This is a genomic window from Streptomyces sp. NPDC058758, from assembly GCF_042746075.1.
Taxonomy (GTDB): domain Bacteria; phylum Actinomycetota; class Actinomycetes; order Streptomycetales; family Streptomycetaceae; genus Streptomyces.
This window is the reverse complement of the sequence record NZ_JBHYPS010000009.1, coordinates 70443-87665: the sequence shown is the minus strand read 5'-3', so window position 1 is coordinate 87665 and position 17223 is coordinate 70443. Positions and strand designations below refer to the sequence as shown.

At 73.4% G+C, this 17223-nt stretch carries 19 protein-coding genes; 7 read left to right on the top strand and 12 right to left on the bottom strand.

Annotation, left to right across the window (positions count from 1 at the left end):
• Positions 1-148 precede the first annotated feature (148 nt).
• The 5 genes from cbiE to ACFW6A_RS14285 form a co-directional block, all read right to left on the bottom strand.
• On the bottom strand, positions 149-1387 hold the full coding sequence (gene cbiE / locus ACFW6A_RS14305) for a precorrin-6y C5,15-methyltransferase (decarboxylating) subunit CbiE (RefSeq protein ID WP_386640746.1): 1239 nt from the start codon (positions 1385-1387) through the stop codon (positions 149-151).
• Between the two features lie 72 nt (positions 1388-1459).
• A complete protein-coding gene (locus ACFW6A_RS14300; protein WP_386483996.1) occupies positions 1460-2107 on the bottom strand; it encodes a GNAT family N-acetyltransferase in 648 nt (215 codons plus the stop codon).
• Between the two features lie 126 nt (positions 2108-2233).
• The gene (locus ACFW6A_RS14295) at positions 2234-3088 is read right to left on the bottom strand and encodes a MetQ/NlpA family ABC transporter substrate-binding protein (protein WP_351848324.1); all 855 of its coding nucleotides are present in this window, start codon (positions 3086-3088) and stop codon (positions 2234-2236) included.
• Between the two features lie 77 nt (positions 3089-3165).
• Positions 3166-3834, bottom strand: coding sequence for a methionine ABC transporter permease (locus tag ACFW6A_RS14290; RefSeq protein ID WP_351848327.1), 669 nt, complete (start codon positions 3832-3834; stop codon positions 3166-3168).
• Positions 3831-4901 carry an ATP-binding cassette domain-containing protein gene (locus tag ACFW6A_RS14285; protein WP_351848329.1) on the bottom strand — a complete coding sequence of 357 codons (1071 nt, stop codon included), beginning with the start codon at positions 4899-4901 and terminating at the stop codon, positions 3831-3833. The genes ACFW6A_RS14290 and ACFW6A_RS14285 overlap by 4 nt, the downstream gene beginning before the upstream one ends.
• A 566-nt stretch (positions 4902-5467) precedes the next feature.
• Between ACFW6A_RS14285 and ACFW6A_RS14280 the strand changes: the two genes are divergently transcribed.
• The gene (locus ACFW6A_RS14280; RefSeq protein WP_351848332.1) at positions 5468-5830 is read left to right on the top strand and encodes a hypothetical protein; all 363 of its coding nucleotides are present in this window, start codon (positions 5468-5470) and stop codon (positions 5828-5830) included.
• Between the two features lie 2 nt (positions 5831-5832).
• Positions 5833-6261: a hypothetical protein gene (locus ACFW6A_RS14275; RefSeq protein ID WP_351848334.1), complete on the top strand. Its 429-nt coding sequence runs from the start codon at positions 5833-5835 to the stop codon at positions 6259-6261.
• Positions 6262-6271: 10 nt separating this feature from the next.
• On the opposite strand, the gene ACFW6A_RS14270 is transcribed toward ACFW6A_RS14275, so the two are convergent.
• The 3 genes from ACFW6A_RS14270 to ACFW6A_RS14260 all read right to left on the bottom strand — a co-directional run bounded on the left by ACFW6A_RS14270 (position 6272) and on the right by ACFW6A_RS14260 (position 8595).
• Positions 6272-6751, bottom strand: coding sequence for a GNAT family N-acetyltransferase (locus ACFW6A_RS14270; protein ID WP_351848337.1), 480 nt, complete (start codon positions 6749-6751; stop codon positions 6272-6274).
• 25 nt (positions 6752-6776) lie between these two features.
• A complete protein-coding gene (locus ACFW6A_RS14265) occupies positions 6777-7316 on the bottom strand; it encodes a sigma-70 family RNA polymerase sigma factor (RefSeq protein WP_351848339.1) in 540 nt (179 codons plus the stop codon).
• A gap of 97 nt (positions 7317-7413) precedes the next feature.
• Positions 7414-8595: a glycerophosphodiester phosphodiesterase gene (locus tag ACFW6A_RS14260; protein ID WP_351848342.1), complete on the bottom strand. Its 1182-nt coding sequence runs from the start codon at positions 8593-8595 to the stop codon at positions 7414-7416.
• 274 nt (positions 8596-8869) lie between these two features.
• Here ACFW6A_RS14260 and ACFW6A_RS14255 point away from each other — a divergent pair, with 274 nt between their 5' ends.
• Positions 8870-9493, top strand: a complete 624-nt coding sequence (locus ACFW6A_RS14255) for a lysophospholipid acyltransferase family protein (RefSeq protein WP_386481382.1) — start codon at positions 8870-8872, stop codon at positions 9491-9493.
• Between the two features lie 69 nt (positions 9494-9562).
• Here the strand turns inward: ACFW6A_RS14255 and ACFW6A_RS14250 are convergent, their stop codons facing one another.
• Both ACFW6A_RS14250 and ACFW6A_RS14245 read right to left on the bottom strand, forming a co-directional pair.
• Positions 9563-11074, bottom strand: a complete 1512-nt coding sequence (locus tag ACFW6A_RS14250; protein WP_351848417.1) for an MFS transporter — start codon at positions 11072-11074, stop codon at positions 9563-9565.
• A 44-nt stretch (positions 11075-11118) separates the two neighbouring features.
• Positions 11119-11670 (bottom strand): TetR/AcrR family transcriptional regulator, encoded by a 552-nt coding sequence (locus tag ACFW6A_RS14245; RefSeq protein WP_200428290.1) that lies wholly within the window; start codon positions 11668-11670, stop codon positions 11119-11121.
• Positions 11671-11754: 84 nt separating this feature from the next.
• Here ACFW6A_RS14245 and ACFW6A_RS14240 point away from each other — a divergent pair, with 84 nt between their 5' ends.
• The gene (locus ACFW6A_RS14240) at positions 11755-12264 is read left to right on the top strand and encodes an HAD domain-containing protein (protein ID WP_351848347.1); all 510 of its coding nucleotides are present in this window, start codon (positions 11755-11757) and stop codon (positions 12262-12264) included.
• A 12-nt stretch (positions 12265-12276) separates the two neighbouring features.
• Here the strand turns inward: ACFW6A_RS14240 and argH are convergent, their stop codons facing one another.
• Positions 12277-13707 (bottom strand): argininosuccinate lyase, encoded by a 1431-nt coding sequence (gene argH, locus ACFW6A_RS14235; RefSeq protein ID WP_351848349.1) that lies wholly within the window; start codon positions 13705-13707, stop codon positions 12277-12279.
• 427 nt (positions 13708-14134) lie between these two features.
• On the opposite strand from argH, the gene ACFW6A_RS14230 reads away from it, so the two are divergent.
• The 3 genes from ACFW6A_RS14230 to ACFW6A_RS14220 are packed head-to-tail and all read left to right on the top strand — an operon-like array spanning position 14135 to position 16679.
• Positions 14135-15283 (top strand): hypothetical protein, encoded by a 1149-nt coding sequence (locus tag ACFW6A_RS14230; RefSeq protein ID WP_386481389.1) that lies wholly within the window; start codon positions 14135-14137, stop codon positions 15281-15283.
• Positions 15284-15333: 50 nt separating this feature from the next.
• Positions 15334-15939: a pyridoxamine 5'-phosphate oxidase family protein gene (locus tag ACFW6A_RS14225; protein ID WP_386640740.1), complete on the top strand. Its 606-nt coding sequence runs from the start codon at positions 15334-15336 to the stop codon at positions 15937-15939.
• A gap of 38 nt (positions 15940-15977) precedes the next feature.
• Complete coding sequence (locus tag ACFW6A_RS14220; protein ID WP_351848357.1) at positions 15978-16679, top strand: L,D-transpeptidase family protein; 702 nt, start codon at positions 15978-15980, stop codon at positions 16677-16679.
• Positions 16680-16686: 7 nt separating this feature from the next.
• On the opposite strand, the gene ACFW6A_RS14215 is transcribed toward ACFW6A_RS14220, so the two are convergent.
• A complete protein-coding gene (locus ACFW6A_RS14215; RefSeq protein WP_030756161.1) occupies positions 16687-17223 on the bottom strand; it encodes an arginine repressor in 537 nt (178 codons plus the stop codon).

Here is a 17223-nt window from a genome sequence, read left to right as displayed (position 1 = left end):
GCGCGGTCCCCCCGGTGTCCCGCACGCCGGTGACCACCGAGAACGGGTCAAGACGGTCATCGATTCGGGACATTGACGAACAACCTGCCGAACATCCCCGCGCGGTACAACAATCGGCCAGCCTACCTGCCCCGGCGCCCGGCCGGGGTCAGGGGGCGCCGCTGGTCCGGCGGCCCGTGAGCAGGAAGACGACGGAGCGCTCGCGCTCGGTCCAGTCGGCGGGATCGAGGCCGACGGTCTGCAGGAGGAGGGTCTCGACGGCGTAGCCGCCGGCGGTGAGGGCGGTGCCGATCGCCTCGGCCTCGTCGCGGGTGGTGGCGTGGGTGGCGATCCGTTCGGGCCGGCGGTCGGCGCAGGCGGTGACGACGGGGACGCCGCCGGCCCCGATCCGTACGACGTCGGGCTCGGGCAGGCTCTCCAGGACGTGCGGGGCGCGGCCGGTGACGGTCTGGAGGAGGACGCCGTGGCGGCGGGCGGCGGCCTCGGTGCGGGCGCGGGCGGCGGGGTCCGCGTCGACGGCGATGACGGCGGCGCCGAAGCGGGCGGCCTCGACGGCGAAGGTCCCGTCGGCGCTGCCGACGTCCCAGACGAGGTCGCCGGGGCGGGGGCCGAGGCGGGCGAGCTGGACGGCGCGCAGGGTGGGATCGTGGCCGATGCCGGGGCGCTCCCCGGACCCGGACTCCCCGGACCCGGGCTCTCCGGACCGCCCGGCCCAGCCCCGTACGGCTCCGGCGGCCGGGTGATGGCCCATCAGCCAGGGGGCGGCGGAGGCTCCGGTGCCGCCGGCGCCGCCGATGACGAGGACGACGTTGGGGTCGCGCCAGGTGTGGTCGGCGGCCTTGTCGGAGGTGAGGACGGAGACCTGTTCGCGGGAGGTGCCGAGCTGCTCGCAGACGACGAAGGTGCGGTGGACTCCGTCGAGGAGGAGGGCGAGTTCGGCGGGGCCCGCGCCCGGTGAGGTGAGGACGGCGACCTTGGGGTGGGCGCGGCAGACGTTGACGGCGCGACGCAGGGTCTTCTCGTGGGCGACGACGACGTGGGCGTCGTCCCAGGGCATGCCGGCCCGGGCGAAGGCGGCGGCGACCGAGGAGACGGCGGGGACGACCTCGACCTCCAGGCCGTGCTCGGGGGCGCGCAGGGTCCGGACGACGCCGAAGAAGCCGGGGTCGCCGTCGGCGAGGACGACGGCGGTGCCGCGGTGGCCGGCGATCCGGCGGGCGGCGAGGCCGACGCTGCCGAGGCGGACGCGCTCGGCGCCGGGGGGCACTTCGGGGAGCGCCAGGTGGTGGGCGGCGCCGGCCACCAGGGTGGCGGCCGAGAGCGCGGACCGGGCCGCCGCGGTGAGGGGTGAGCCGTCCCAGCCGATCACCGTGACCCGGTCGGCCATCGCGTCTGTCTCCTGTGCTGTCGTCGCAGGTCGGGGGCGTGTCGAGCGTACCCCGGGTCGCCCCCGGAGGGCTCAGCTCCAGTCGGTGTAGGAGGAGTATCCGGCCTCGGCCATCTGGTCGGCGACGCCGTCGAGGTCCTCGGGGAGCAGGCCCCAGAGGATGAGGTCGGTGCGGATGTCGGTCCACTCGCCGCCCTCGGTGAGGCTGCGCGCTATCCAGGCGCCCCGCAGGACGCCCTCGCTGATGCAGCCGATCTTCTGGGCGACCTGCTGGGAGGCGGTGTTGTCGGCGGCGGTGCGCAGCTGGAGCCGTTCGAAGCCGCGGTCGCGGAAGAGCCACTGGGCGGTGGCGAGGACGGACTCGGTGGCGTAGCCCTCGCCGCGGGCCCAGGGGGCGGTGACGTAGGCGACCTCGGTGGCACGGACGCGCCAGTCGGTGGAGTGGAGGTGGACGGTGCCGACCAGACGCTGGGTCAGGAACTCGGTGACGGCGAAGACGATGCCGCGGCCCTCGGTGCGCTCCGCGGGAGCGATTCTGCGGACCCAGTCCTCGGCGTGGGCGCGGGTGTAGGGGTGCGGCACCGAGGTCCAGGCGGTGACGAGTTCGTCGTTCATCATCTCGACGAAGGCGGGGACGTCGGCCTCTTCGTACGGGCGCAGCACCAGTCGCTCCGTGTTGATGGAGACGTCCGGGAAGGTGGTAGTCATGCGCAGCTCCATACGTGAAGACCGTGAGGGCACAGCATGCAACATGGCGCGGCCGACGCGCATGCGCGGGGCGGCACAAGGCCCCGCGCGCCGGACGGGGCGGGCGGGGCCTTGCGGTCGAGGAGGGTGCCGGAGGCGTCAGTTGACGGCGCCGAAGGCGGGGATGACGGAGCCCTTGTAGGTGTCCTCGATGTACTTCTTCACCTCGGGCGAGTTGAGGAGCTTGGCGAGCTTCTCCACCCGGGGGTCCTTCTCGTTGCCCTTCTTGACGGCGAGGAGGTTGGCGTAGGGGTTGCCCTCGCCCTTCTCCAGGACCAGGGCGTCCTTCGCCGGCGAAAGGTCGGCCTCGATCGCGTAGTTGCCGTTGATGACGGCGGCGTCGACGTCGTTCAGGGCGCGGGGCACGGTGGCGGCCTCCAGCTCCTTGAACTCCAGGCCCTTCTTGTCGGTGATGTCGGAGAGCTTGGCGTCGGTGCCGACACCGTCCTTGAGGGTGATGAGGCCGTTGTCGGCGAGGAGGTGGAGCGCCCGGCCCTCGTTGGTGGTGTCGTTGGGGACGGCGACCGTCTGTCCGGCCTTGATGTCCTTGAGGGACTTCACGGACTTGGAGTAGAGGCCGAGCGGCTCCAGGTGGACGTTGACCACGGGGACGATGGTGGTCTTGTTCTTCGCGTTGAAGTCGTCCAGGTACGGCTTGTGCTGGAAGAAGTTGGCGTCGACCTGGCCGTTCTGGGTGGCGGTGTTCGGCAGGACGTAGTCCGTGAACTCCTTGACCTCCAGCTTGAGGCCCTCCTTGGCGGCCAGGTTGTCCTGGACGAACTTCAGGATGTCGGCGTGCGGCGTCGGGGACGCGGCGACGACGAGCGGCTTGTCGGCGGAGCCGGCCCCGTCCTTGGCGGAGGCCGGGTCCGAGGAGGTGCCGCAGGCGGTGAGGCCGAGGGCGAGGGCGGTGACGGACGCGAAGCCGGCGGCGAGCTTGATGTTCTTACGCACGAAGAGTGCCTCTTTCCGGTGGAGCGGTGGACGCCTGGACAACAAGTCCGGGCTCGTGGGGTGGGGTCTGGGGGCCGTCAGGCGGTGCGGCCGCGGCGGGCGAGGAGCCGCACGGCCCCGTCGCCGATGAGCTGGACGATCGTGACGATGACGACCAGGACGACGACGGTGACGAGCATGAAGGTGGTGTCGAAGCGCTGGTATCCGTAGGTGACGGCCTTGGAGCCGAGGCCTTCGCCGCCGACCGCGCCGGCCATCGCGGAGTAGCCGATGAGCACGATGACGGTGGTGGTGACGGCGGCGACCAGCGAGGGCAGGGCCTGCGGGAGCAGCACCTTGCGGACGATGGTGGGGATGCCGCCGCCCATGGACTGGACGGCTTCGACGAGGCCGTGGTCGACCTCGCGGATCGCGGTCTCGACGAGGCGCGCGAAGAAGGGGATGGCGCCGATGGCGAGCGGCACGATCATCGCGGTCGGGCCGATGAAGGTGCCGACGACGAAGGTCGTGAAGGGGATCAGGGCGATCAGCAGGATGATGAACGGCAGCGAACGGCCGATGTTCACGATCGCACCGACGACCTTGTTGAGGGGCCGGTTCTGGAGCAGTCCGCCCTTGTCGGTGAGGACGAGGAGGATGCCGAGCGGGAGGCCGGCGGCGATGGTGACGACGGTGGCCCACAGGACCATGTAGAGGGTGTCGACCGTGCCCTGTTCGAGCAGGGGGCGCATCTCTTCCCAGGTCACTTGGCACTCTCCTTCACGAGCACGTGCTGCTGGGCGGGGACCGCGGCGGCGGCCCCGTCCCGCGGGTCTTCGACGGGTTCGACCTGGAGGCCCCGCTCGCGCAGGAAGCCGATCGGGACGACGTTCTCCTCGTACCGTCCGGGCAGCTCGATCCGCATGCGGCCGATCTGCTTCCCGCCGACGGTGTCCATCGCGGCTCCGAGGATGGAGATGTCGATGTTGTACGTGCGGGCGAGCTGTGAGACGACCGGCTGGGTGGCGGCCTCGCCGTGGAAGGTGACGTCGACGACGGTGCGGTCGGCGGCGGTGGCGTGGCCGCTGACCGGGAACAGCTCGGCGGCCAGCTGGGAGCCGGGGGTGGCGAGGAGTTCGCTCACCGTGCCGGACTCGACGATCCGGCCCTTCTGCATGAGGGCGGCGGAGTCGCAGACGGTCTTGACGACGTCCATCTCGTGCGTGATGAGCAGGACGGTGAGGCCGAGCTGCCGGTTGAGGTCGCGCAGGAGCTGGAGGATCGAGCGGGTGGTCTCCGGGTCGAGGGCGCTGGTGGCCTCGTCGGAGAGGAGGACCTTGGGCTCGCCGGCGAGGGCGCGGGCGATGCCGACGCGCTGCTTCTGGCCGCCGGAGAGCTGGCCGGGGTAGTTCTTGGCCTTGTCGGCGAGGCCGACGAGGTCGAGGAGTTCGAGGGCGCGGCGGGAGCGCTCGGCGCCGGACACGCCGAGGATCTCCAGCGGGAGCTCGATGTTGTCCTTGACGGTGCGGGAGGACAGCAGGTTGAAGTGCTGGAAGACCATGCCGATGCTGCTGCGGGCGCGGCGGAGGTCCTTGCCGGCCCGGCGTCCCTTGCCGGCGAGGGCGGTGAGGTCGACGCCGTCGACGGTCACGGTGCCGGAGGTGGGGCGCTCCAGGAGGTTGACGCAGCGGATCAGGGAGGACTTGCCGGCGCCGCTCTGGCCGATCACGCCGAAGACCTCGCCCTCGCGGACGTGGAGGTCGACGCCGTCCAGGGCGGTGACCTGGCGGCCGCGTGACTCGTAGACCTTGGTCAGGCCCGAAGTGGTGATCACAGGGGTTTCCGTCACTGTCGAGTGCGCGACGCGTGGGTCCGCCGTGCACGGGGCATTCGTCAATCGGACAGTCAGGCGCACGGAAGCCGCTTCGGCGGTCGGCCGGAGGGGCGGGGTGCGCGGGGCAGGCACGGTCCGGCGCCGGTGGGGCGGTCGGAGCGGCTGGCCGTCGGGGTCTCGCTTCGGGGCGCGAGGCTCAGGCGGGGGCCCTCAGAAGGCGCACATTCGACACATACAACGAGCACCGGGCGTCGTGTTCGCCTCGGTCGCAAGGATGCGGCTGCTCGTCGTGGTCATGGCTGCAAGTAAAGCATGCGCAGTCGCGAACGGAAGCGGGGTGTCCGCATTCCGGACGGCGCTGAGACGCCATGCGGACGGTGCCGGGAGCGCCCGCGTCCCGTGCGGCCTGCGGTGAAGGGGGCTCCGGGGCGGTACGGAAGGAAGGGCGGGCGGCGGCGAATGTGGCCAAGGCCACGGCCGCCCCGGCGGACCGCGCGGGACCGGCGGCGGGCCCCGGGGCGGGGCCGAGGGCATCGGGTCATTCGGGCCGTAATACCCTCGGGCGCATGCTTGACGCCCTCACGGTCGCGGTCTCGGTGGCCGCGCTCGCCCTCGCCGCCTGGTGCGGCTTCGCCGCCTTCCGGGACCAGCCGACCAAGGACTGGCACTTCATCGGCATGGCCGTGGTGACCTTCCTGGTCCTGGCCCAGCTGGTCGTCGGCATCGTGCAGCTGGTCCGCGGCGAGAAGGCCGAGGAGGGGACGACCATCTTCGTCGCCTACCTGCTCGGCGCGCTGTGCGCGGTGCCGATCGCCGGCTTCATGTCGCTGGCCGAGCGCACCCGCTGGGGTTCGGCGACGGTGGCGGCGGGCGCGGTCGTGCTCGCCGTGCTGGAAGTGCGTCTCTTCGACATCTGGACGGTGGGCTGAGCATGGCGGACACGAAGGAGACGGCGGAGCCGGCGCGGACCCGGACCCGGCTGGTCACGGGCCCGGGCATGCTGCTCGTGTGGCTGTACGGCGTGATGTCGGTGGGCGCGGCCTCGCGCTCGGTGTACGAGATCAGCGCCAAGTTCGACGAGGCCCCGCTGGCGTACACCCTCTCCGCGGTGGCGGCGGTCGTCTACGTGTTCATCACGTACACGCTGGTGCGGGGCGGCGAGACGGCCCGCAGGGCGGCGCTGGTGTGCTGCGCCGCCGAGCTCGCGGGCGTGCTGGTCGTGGGGACGTGGACGCTGGTCGAGCCGTCCGCCTTCCCCGACTCCACGGTGTGGTCGGAGTTCGGCTACGGCTACGTCTTCATCCCGGTGCTGCTGCCGCTGAGCGGCATCTGGTGGCTGCGCCGGTCGCGCACCGCCTGAGGGAGGGCCGTCAGGCCGCCTTCTCCAGGGTGACGAGGGTGAGCCGGGGGCCGACCTCGCGGGAGCCGACCTGGGCGTAGCCCCTGGCGCGGTAGAGGCGGAGGTTGCCCTCGCTGCGGTGGCCGGTGAAGAGCTGGAAGCGCTTGGGCACGGTGTCCGCCTCGGCGAAGTGCCGCTCGATGGCGTCGAGGAGCCGGCCGCCGATGCCGTGGCGGCGCATGCGGGGGTGGACGATGAGCTTGGCGATGTGCACGGTGCCGTCCTCGTCGGTGCGGGCGCGCACGGAGGCGACGACCTCGTCGCCGAGCCGGGCCACCAGGCAGTGGCCCTCGGCCAGCTCGGCGCGGACGGCGTCGAGCGGCTGGGTGAGCGGCTCGATGGACCAGTCGCCGTACAGCTCGGCCTCGGTCTGGTAGCAGAGGTACTGAAGCTTCAGGATCTGCTCCGCGTCGTGCGCGGCCGCCGCCGAGATGGTCACACTCAGGCCCATGTGTGCATGCCTCCCGCTCATCTGGTCACCGATCGGTACCCCGCACCCTTCCCCGTCGGCCGGGGGCGGGAACCTCTGCCGCGAGCATTCTGCGCAGGCATCCCAGGCAACGGGAACGCATCGGCCCCAGACTGCCTTGTGAGATACCCAACGTTCCTGCGATTTCGCGGTAGGTGGGGTCGGCGGGGTCGAGCATCGCGCCGAGGAGGCGGGGGCAGCGGCCGGGCGTCCGGGTGACGGCGGCGCGCAGGGTGCGGCGGCGTTCGGCGGTGAGGGCGGAGCCCTCGGGACCGGAGCCGTACGCCTCGGGCCGGGTCTCCCCGTCGTGGTACGGCCGCTCCCGGCCGCTGGTGCGGCGGGCCCTGCGGGCCTCGGCACGGACGGCGCGGCGCAGCCAGTCGGCGGGGCGCTCGGGGGCGTCGTCGGCGCTGAGGCGTTCCAGGAGCCGCAGCCAGACGGCCTGTTCGAGGTCGCCGGGCTCGACGCCGGCGGCCGCGGCCTCGGCCCGCGACTCGGCGGCGAGCAGCGGGGTGAGGGTGGCGAGGAGGGTTTCCGGGGAGGTCATGACCGCCACGATGCGGCGGCGCGGGGGCGCGGTTGCGGCGCGGGCGGGGAACCACCCGGTCGGCGTACGGCTCCGACCGGGCGGCGGGCGGCCCGGGTCAGCGGGCGCGGAAGTCCTCGGCGGCCAGCAGGGCGGTGTCCGGGTTGTCGGAGAAGACGCCGTCGATGCCCGTCGCGAAGTACCGCTCCAGCGCGCCGAAGGCGTCGCCGTAGGCGGCCGGGTCGGTGCCGCGGCGGAAGTCGGCCGGCAGGAAGGCGTTCTCGTTGCGGTGGGTGTACGGGTGCAGGATCAGGCCCTGCGCGTGCGCGTCCCGCACCAGGGTGGTGGGGGCGCCGAGCCGGCCCGTGGCGTCCTTGGGGACGACCAGGTCGAGGGTGGGGCCGATGCCCTGGGCGTACGAGGCGATCCAGCGCAGTCCGGCGGGGGTGACGAGGTCGGCGACGGTGCGCGGGTCGCCGGCCTCGGTGAAGTCCCAGGGGCGGGTGGAGGCTCCGGAGAGCAGGACCACGAGCGGGGAGTCGACCAGTTTCGCCAGGCGCTGGATGCTGCTGGGCTCGAAGGACTGGAGGAAGACCGGGGAGTCCGCGCGGTGGCGGCCGTGACGGCGGAGCAGCCGCGCCAGGCGCTCCTCCAGGCCGAGGCCGATCGAGCGGAAGTACGAGGGGTGCTTGGTCTCGACGTGGAGCCAGATCTCGCGGCCCCGGCGGCGGCCCTCCTCGTCGGCCCAGCGCAGCACCTCCTCGAAGGTGGGGACGGTCCAGCGTCCGTCGTAGAGGGTGTTCTCCTGGCGGGTGCCGGGGATCCGCTCCTTGGCGCGCAGGGTCTTCAGCTCGGCGAGGGTGAAGTCCTCGGTGAACCAGCCGGTGTACGAGACGCCGTCGACCGACTTGGTGGTCCTGCGGGAGGCGAACTCGGGGTGGTCGGCGACGTCGGTGGTGCCGGTGATGTCGTTCTCGTGGCGGCAGACCAGGTGCCCGTCCTTGGTGGGGACGAGGTCCTGCTCGATGACGTGGGCGCCGAGGTCCAGGGCGTGCCGGTAGGAGCCGAGGGTGTGCTCGGGCCGGTAGCCGCTGGCGCCGCGGTGGGCGATGACGGTCGGGACGGGGAGCGAGCGGTAGCCGCGCCCGTGGCCGTCGCCCGGCCCGTGGGGGCGGCCGGTTCCGGCGGCCTGGGCGGTGCCCGCGCCGGCGGCGAGGGCGGCGGAGACGCCGAACGCTGCGGCGCCCGCCGCGCCGAGTACCGTGCGGCGGCCGGGGGTCCGGGGTGCGCCCTGGGTCATGGAGGTCCTCCTGTGTGATGTCCCGCACCTGGCGGTGGGTGGACCCGACGGTAGGCAGTGCTCCCCTACGGGCGGCGGACCTGGGCCGAACATGGCGGAAACACGCGTCAACACCGTGTATCCGTTCGGTGAACCCGATGTGCGCACGGCGGTGACCCGCGAGTATCGTCCCGTGCTGCACCGTCGGCTCCCCGGAGCCGCCCGCCCGACACCGGAGGAACCGTTGTCCCGTCACGCGATCGTCAAGGCCACCCTCGGTCCGATCCTGCGTCTGATGTTCCGCCCCCGTGTCGAGGGCGCCGAGAACGTCCCCGGGACCGGGCCGGTGATCCTCGCGGGCAACCACCTCACCTTCATCGACTCGATGATCATGCCGATCTGCCTGGAGCGCCAGGTCTTCTTCATCGGCAAGGACGAGTACGTGACGGGCAAGGGCTTCAAGGGCCGGCTGATGGCGTGGTTCTTCACCAGCGTCGGCATGATCCCGGTGGACCGGGACGGCGGCCGCGGCGGCGTGGCGGCGCTGATGACGGGCCGCCGGGTCCTCGAGGAGGGGAAGATCTTCTCGATCTATCCGGAGGGCACCCGGTCCCCCGACGGCCGGCTCTACCGGGGCCGTACGGGCGTGGCCCGGCTGACGCTGATGACCGGCGCGCCGGTGGTGCCGTTCGCGGTGATCGGCACGGACAAGGCGCAGCCGACGGGTGCGGGCTTCCCCCGTCCGGTGCAGGTGACGGTCCGCTTCGGCGAGCCGCTGGAGTTCTCCCGCTACGAGGGCATGGACCGCGACCGGTACGTCCTGCGGGCGGTGACGGACTCGGTGATGGCTGAGGTCATGCGGCTGTCGGGCCAGGAGTACGTGGACATGTACGCCACGAAGGCGAAGGAGGCCGCGTAGCGGTCGGCCGTACGCGCGAGGGCGCCCCCGGAGCTTTCCGGGGGCGCCCTCGCGCGTACGGCGGGTGCGTCAGTGCTCGACGCCGTCCGCGAGCTTCTGGTCCCCGAGGAGGAACCAGGCGGCCACGGCGGTGGCCAGGAGGACGGCCGCGCCCGCGCCGGCGGCGATCCGCAGGCCGTCGACGAACGCCTCCTGGGCGGCCGAGACCAGCTGACCCGCCCGGGCCGGGTCGAGGGCCGAGGACGCCTCGACGGCGCCGCCGAGCGAGTCGTGGGCGGCCGCGGCGACGTCCGACGGGATGCCGGCCGGGGTGGTGAAGCCGCGGTAGACGCCGGTCACGATGGAGCCGAGGACGGCGATGCCGAGGGCGGCGCCGAGCTCGTACGCGGTCTCGGAGACGGCGGACGCGGATCCGGCCTGGTCCTTGGGGACGCTGGAGAGGATCACGTCGGCGGTGACCGTGAAGGCGAGGCCCGCGCCGACGCCGACGACGAGGAGGCTGGCGCCGAGGAGCGGGTAGCCGGTGGTCTGCCCGATGGCGGTGAGGACCGCGAGGGCGAGGCCGATGGCGGCGAGGCCGCCGGCGACGACCGAGCGCACCGAGTACCGGCGGGCGACCCGGCCGGCGAGCAGACCGGCCGTCACGGAGCCGATGGCGGCCGGGAGTTCGGCGAGGCCGGCCTCCAGCGGGGAGCGGCCCTGGACCAGCTGGAAGAACTGGGACAGGAAGAACACCAGGCCGGCGAGGCCGAGGATGGTCAGCAGGTCGGCGAGGACGGCGCCGGAGAAGCCGCGGTTGCGGAAGAGGCGCATGTCCAGGAGCGGGGCCGGCAGGGTGAGCTGGCGGCGGACGAACCAGGTGAGGCCGCCGGCGCCGGCGAGCGCGGCGACGGCCACGTCGAGGGTGGGGCCGTGCGAGGCCAGCTCCTTGACCGCGTAGACGACGCCGATCATGCCGACGAGGGAGAGGGCGACGCTGGGCAGGTCCCAGGGGCCCGGGTCCGGGTTCTTCGACTCGGGGATCAGCTTGGCGCCGATGACGACCAGGACGGCCATGACGGGCAGGTTGATGAGGAAGACCGAGCCCCACCAGAAGTGCTCCAGGAGGAAGCCGCCGACGACCGGGCCGACGGCGGCGCCGGCCGAGGCCATGGCGCCCCAGATGCCGATGGCGAGGCTGCGCTCGCGCGGGTCGTGGAAGAGGTTCCGGATGAGGGCCAGGGTGGACGGCATCAGGGTCGCGCCGGCGACGCCGAGCAGGGCGCGGGCGGCGATCATCATCTCGGGGCTGGTCGCGTAGGCGTTCAGGACCGAGACGGCGCCGAAGGCGGCGGCGCCGACGAGGAGCAGCCTCTTGCGGCCGATGCGGTCGCCGAGGCTGCCCATGGAGACCAGCAGGCCGGCGATGACGAAGGAGTAGACGTCGCCGATCCAGAGCAGCTGGGTGCCGGAGGGCTTGAGGTCCTCGGAGAGGAAGGGGGTCGCCAGGCCGAGCACGGTGGCGTCCACGGCCACGAGCAGCACGGCCAGGACGAGCGCGGAGAGGGCGAGCCACCGGCCGGGACGGCGCCCGCCCTCGATATGGCTCTCTCCGCTGCCCGTGCCGTGGCGGACGGTTTCGGTGGTCACTTCTCCACGCTCCTGCGCGCTCCGCCGAGCAGCAGCTCGGCGATCATGTACGAAAAGTCGTTGGCGGCGACCCGCCCGTCGGCGACGGCCCAGGCTCCCGAGCCGATCAGCCCGTAGAAGGCCTCGCACAGCCAGGCGGGGCTCAGGTCGATCCGGAAGGTGCCCTCCTCCTGGCCGCGCCGGAAGAGCGCAACGAGGCGGGCGTCGAGGCGGGCCCAGCCCTCGTTCTGTCCGTCGCCCTCGAACAGCTGGTTCTCGGTGACGAGGAAGGCGAGCAGCGGGGCGGCGGGTTCGGAGGCGGCGACGAGCCGCCGGACGGCCTCGTCGGCCGGCCCCTCCTCGATCCGGGCCGCGTCGAGCGCGGCCTCCGCCTCCTCGATGCACATCTGCTCCAGCGCCCGCACGAGGGCGTCCCGCCCGGCGAAGTGCCGGTGCAGGGTGGCCCGCCCGATGCCGGCGGCCCGGGCGACCTCGTCCATGGTGGCGGTCGCCTTGCGGGAGAGCAGGGCGGCGGCGGTGCGGAGCACCTGGGTGCGGTCGACTGACATGAGACGACCATACACCAAGTGAGACATTATTGTCTCAAGCGAAATTCCGATGCCTCGCCGGGGGTCTGGCGGAATGCTGTGCGCATGACGAAACCGCTGCTGCTGGTCGATGTGGACGGACCGCTCAATCCCTACGCGGCGCAGCGCGAGCGCCGGCCGGAGGGGTACACGACCCATCGGATGCGGCCGTCCGGCTGGACCGAGACCAAGCCGCTGCGGGTGTGGCTGAACCCGGGGCACGGGGCGGAGCTGCTCGCGCTGGCGGAGGCGTACGAGCTGGTGTGGGCGACGACGTGGAAGGGCGAGGCCAACGAATGGATCGGGCCCCACCTGGGCCTGCCCGAGCTGCCGTTCATCGACTGGCCGATCATGCACGGGGCCGCCCCGCACGGGACGTTCTGGAAGACCCGGTACGTCCTGGAGTACGCGCGGGGGCGGCCGTTCGCGTGGGTGGACGACGACATCACGCCGCACGACCACGCGTACGTGGAGCGGAGACACCGCACCGCCGCCCTGCTGCTGCACGTCGACCCCCGGCTGGGACTGCTCCGGCCGGATTTCGACAGGCTCGCGGACTGGGCGGCGGCGCTGTGACCCGCTGGGGGGCTACTTCTTCTTGGCGTCCGCCCAGGCGTGCTGGATCACCAGGTCCGCCTTGACCTCGACGAGCTGGACGGCGACGGCGGAGGGGGCGGTGCCGCCGCGGCCGTCGCGGGAGGCGAGGGCGCCGGGGACGTTGAGGACCGTGCGGACCTCGGGGGTGAGGTGCTCGGAGATCTTGGCGAACTGCTCGTCCGTCAGCTCGTCCAGCTCCTTGCCCTCGGACTCGGCGACCTTGACGCACTCGCCGGCGACCTCGTGGGCCACGCGGAACGGCACGCCCTGCTTGACCAGCCACTCGGCGATGTCGGTGGCGAGGGAGAAGCCGGCCGGGGCCAGTTCCTCCATGCGCTCGCGGTTGACGGTGAGCGTGGCCATCATGCCGGTGAAGGCGGGGAGCAGGACCTCCAGCTGGTCGCAGGAGTCGAAGACCGGCTCCTTGTCCTCCTGGAGGTCGCGATTGTAGGCGAGCGGCAGGGCCTTGAGGGTGGCCATCAGGCCGGACAGGTTGCCGATGAGGCGGCCGGACTTGCCCCGGGCCAGCTCCGCGATGTCCGGGTTCTTCTTCTGCGGCATGATCGACGAGCCGGTGGAGAAGGCGTCGTGGAGGGTCACGAAGGAGAACTCCTTCGTGTTCCAGATGATGATCTCCTCGGCGATCCGCGAGAGGTTGACGCCGATCATCGCGGTGATGAAGGCGAACTCGGCGACGAAGTCGCGGGAGGCCGTGCCGTCGATCGAGTTGCCGGCCGAGCCGCGCTCGAAGCCGAGGTCCTTGGCGACCGCCTCCGGGTCGAGCCCGAGGGAGGAGCCGGCGAGGGCGCCGGAGCCGTACGGGGAGACCGCCGTGCGGGTGTCCCACTGGCGCAGCCGCTCGGCGTCCCGGGAGAGCGCCTGGGCGTGGGCGAGCACGTGGTGGGCGAAGAGCACCGGCTGGGCGTGCTGGAGGTGGGTCCGGCCGGGCATGGCGACGTCCGGGTGGGCCTCGGCGAGGCCGACGAGCGCGTCCTGGAGGTCGGCGATCAGTCCGCCGATGATCCGGGCGTGGTCGCGGAGGTACATCCGGAAGAGGGTGGCGACCTGGTCGTTGCGGGACCGGCCGGCCCGCAGCTTGCCGCCCAGCTCGGCGCCGAGCCGCTCCAGGAGGCCCCGCTCCAGGGCGGTGTGGACGTCCTCGTCGGCGATGGTGCCGACGAAGGAGCCGTCGGCGACGTCCGCCTCCAGCCGGTCGAGCCCGGCCAGCATGCGGGTCAGCTCGTCCTCGGTGAGCAGCCCGGCCTTGTGGAGCACGCGCGCGTGGGCGCGGGAGCCGGCGATGTCGTAGGGCGCGAGACGCCAGTCGAAGTGCACGGAGGCGGAGAGCTTCGCGAGGGCCTCGGCCGGACCGTCGGCGAAGCGCCCGCCCCAGAGCCGGACGTCACCGTTGTTGCTGCTCACTTCTGGTTGCTCCTCGCCTCGATCATTCGAAACCCTTGATGCATGAGTATGCAGAACTCCGCATGATTCGTCAATCAAGGGTCCCCGCCGGGAAACCCCGGGCCGGGGCGGCAGGGCCGGGGAGAGGGCCCGCCGCCTGACGGGCGAACGGCCGCCGGGCCCCACGCACCGCCTCCGCCGGGGAGAACGCCTTCCGCACGGCAAGGACACGGCCACGGCGGGGGGCGCCGGGCGGGCGGAGCACTGGAGGGCGCACCACTCCGGCGCCTTCCACGGGACCCCGTACCGCCCCACCGGCCACCGGGTCCGGGCGGCGGCCCTGGACACGGGCGGCCCGGCCGCCGTCGCTCCCCCGGCGGTCGGCGGACCCGCGGGGGACCGGGAAAACCGGGAGCGACGGCAGGCGGACGGCGTCTAGCCTCCCCGCATGGCACACGGGACGGAATCGCGGCAGGCGGCGGTACGGCGGCTGGGGCGGGGGCTTCCCCTGCGCCGGGTGCTCGACGTGACGCGGCCGAAGGCTTGGGCCGATCTGGACGAGGACGTGCGGCAGGCGGTCCGGCACGGCGCCCCCGCGCCCTCGCACGGATGGCTCACCGGGGTCCACGGGCCCGGGTGGCGGGGCGCGTGGGACCGGGCCGCCGACCGGATGCGGGAGGAGCCCGCCGAGGCGCGGCTCGCGCTCGCGCTGTGCGACCCCGACGGGCGGATCCGGCAGGCGGCGCTGCCGTACGCCGCGGGCCGGCCGGAGGTGCTGCCCCTGGTCGCGGTCCGCGCCGCGGACTGGGTGCGCCCCGTACGCGCGCGTGCCCTGGCGCTGCTGCGGGAGGCACTGCCCGCCGCCTCGCACGAGACCCTCGCCGTCACCGCGCCGGTGATCCTGCGGCTCGGCGGGCGGCTGCGGGGCGGCGACGCGGTGGAGCTGCTGGACGGACTGCTGCGGGACGGGCCGCCCGCACGCGTGACCGCGCTGCTGCTCGGCTGCCGCGACGCCGCCACCCGGCGGGCCGCGCTCGGCGTCGCCCTCGACCGGAAGCTCTACGACGGGCTCGGGCTGGCCCTGGTGGCGGCCGGGGACCACGACCCCCTGGTGCAGGAGCGGGCCGCCTCGGCGGCGGTGGCCGCCGGTGAGCCGGACGCGACCGCACCCGTCCTCCTGGGCTCCCGCTTCGGGCGGGTACGGGCGGCCGGGGTGACCGCGCTGCGCGGGGCCGGGCGGCACGCGGAGGCGGAGCCGTACCTCCACGACCGGTCGGGGCGCACGCGCGCGTGCGCCCGCTGGGTGGTGCGGCAGGGCGGGGGCGACCCGGTGGCCCTGTACCGCGCGGCGTGCGCGGCTCCGGACCCGCCGGCGCGGGCGCCGCTGGGGCTCGGGGAGTGCGGCACCCGGAGCGCGGACGCGCCGCTGCTGCGGGAGTTGACGGGGCATCCGGAAGGGCCGGTGCGGGCGTCGGCGGTCGCCGGGCTGCGGCTGCTCGACGCCGTGGAGCCGGCGCGGATGAAGGCGCTGCTCGACGACCCCGAGCCCGCCGTCGTGCGGGAGGCGCGGCGCGCCCTGCGCCCCTGGTCGGTCTGAGCCGTGAGACGGCGGGGCGGGGCGGGCCCCGGGCGGCGGAGAATGACCCCATGGGAAAAACGTACGAGCGTATCGACGGGCGGCTGCGTGCCTTCATCGAGGCCCAGCCCGTCTACTTCACCGCCACCGCGCCCCTGTCCGGCGACGGGCACGTCAACCTCTCCCCCAAGGGCCGGAAGGGCACCCTCGTCGTCATCGACGAACTGACCCTCGCCTACGTCGACTTCGGGGGCAGCAGCGCCGAGACCATCGCCCATCTCCGCGAGCCCGGCAACGGGCGGATCACCCTCATGTGGACCTCCTTCTCCGGCCCGCCGACCGTGGTGCGGGTGCACGGCATCGGCGAGGCCGTGCTGCGCGACGACCCGCGCTGGCCCGACCTCTTCGCCCGCTTCCCCGAGGAGGCCGTCAAGGACCAGATCAGCGCCCGGGCGATCATCCTGGTCAACGCCGAGCGGGTCAGCGACTCCTGCGGCTTCGCGGTCCCGGTGATGGAGTACCGGGAGGAGCGGTCGCTGCACGCGGACTACTTCAACCGCAAGACGGACGAGGAGTTCAACGCCTACTGCGAGGGCAAGGACCACATCGCCACCAGCCTCGACGGGCTGCCCGCCCTGCCGCTGCCGCTCCCGCCGCTCCCCCACTCGGGCCAGTAGCGTGGCAGGGGGTGCGCGGGCGGCCTAGCGTCGCGGCCATGCGTACCCTCCTCGCGCTCGGCGCGGCACTGCTCTCGCTGGCCTCCGCCCCGGCCGTCCCCGCCGCTCCGGTGGCGCCGCTGCCCGCCCGGATGGCGGACACCGGCGGCGGCTCCCAGCTGATCACCGCCGTGGCCGCCGACGCCTCCGCCACCACCGGGACCGTCACCTGGTGGGACCGGCGGGGCGGGCGGTGGGTGCGCGCGGGCTCCGCTCCGGCCCGGTTCGGCGCGAAGGGGCTGGCCGAGGGGGCCACCCGGCGGCAGGGCACGCACACCACGCCGACCGGCCTGTACGACCTGCCGTACGCCTTCGGGATCCGGGCCGCGCCCGCCGGCACCCGCTACCGCTACGTACGGGCCACCGAGGACTCCTGGTGGTGCCAGGACAACGACTCGCGCTCCTACAACCGGTGGGTGGAGAAGCTCCCGGCGGACTGCCGCCCGGGGGAGGCCGAGCACCTCGTCGCCTACGGGACGCAGTACGCCCACGCGCTCGTCATCGGCTTCAACTACGCCCGCCCGGTGCGGATGCGCGGCGCCGGGATCTTCCTGCACGTGAACGGGAAGGGCGCGACGGCCGGTTGCGTGTCGGTGGCCGCCGACGCGATGCGGGCGATCCTCGCCTGGGCCGATCCCGCCCGCCGTCCGCACATCGCCGTCGGCACCCGGCGGGGGCCGACGGCGATCCTGCGCTACTGACCGGGCTTCAGTTCCCCTTCTGCGCCAGGCGCAGCAGGTGGTCGGCGAGGGCCTGGCCGCCGGTGGGGTCGCGGGAGATGAGCAGGAGGGTGTCGTCGCCCGCGATGGTGCCGAGGATGGCGTGGAGTTCGGCCTGGTCGATGGCGGACGCGAGGAACTGGGCGGCGCCCGGCGGGGTCCGCAGCACCACCAGGTTGGCCGACGCCTCGGCGGAGATGAGGAGTTCGCCGGAGAGGCGGCGCATGCGCTCCTCCTTGGCGGACTCGCCGAGGGGTGCCTGCGGGGTGCGGAAGCCGCCCTCGCTGGGGACCGCGTAGATCAGCTCGCCGCCGGTGTTGCGGATCTTCACCGCGCCGAGCTCGTCGAGGTCGCGGGAGAGCGTCGCCTGGGTGACGCTCAGCCCGTCGTCCGCGAGGAGCTTGGCGAGCTGGCTCTGCGACCGCACCGGCTGCCGGTTGAGGATGTCGACGATCCTGCGGTGGCGTGCGGTGCGGGTCTGCGGGACCGACGGCCCTCCGTGCTCGTTCCCCTGCGCGTCGGTCAT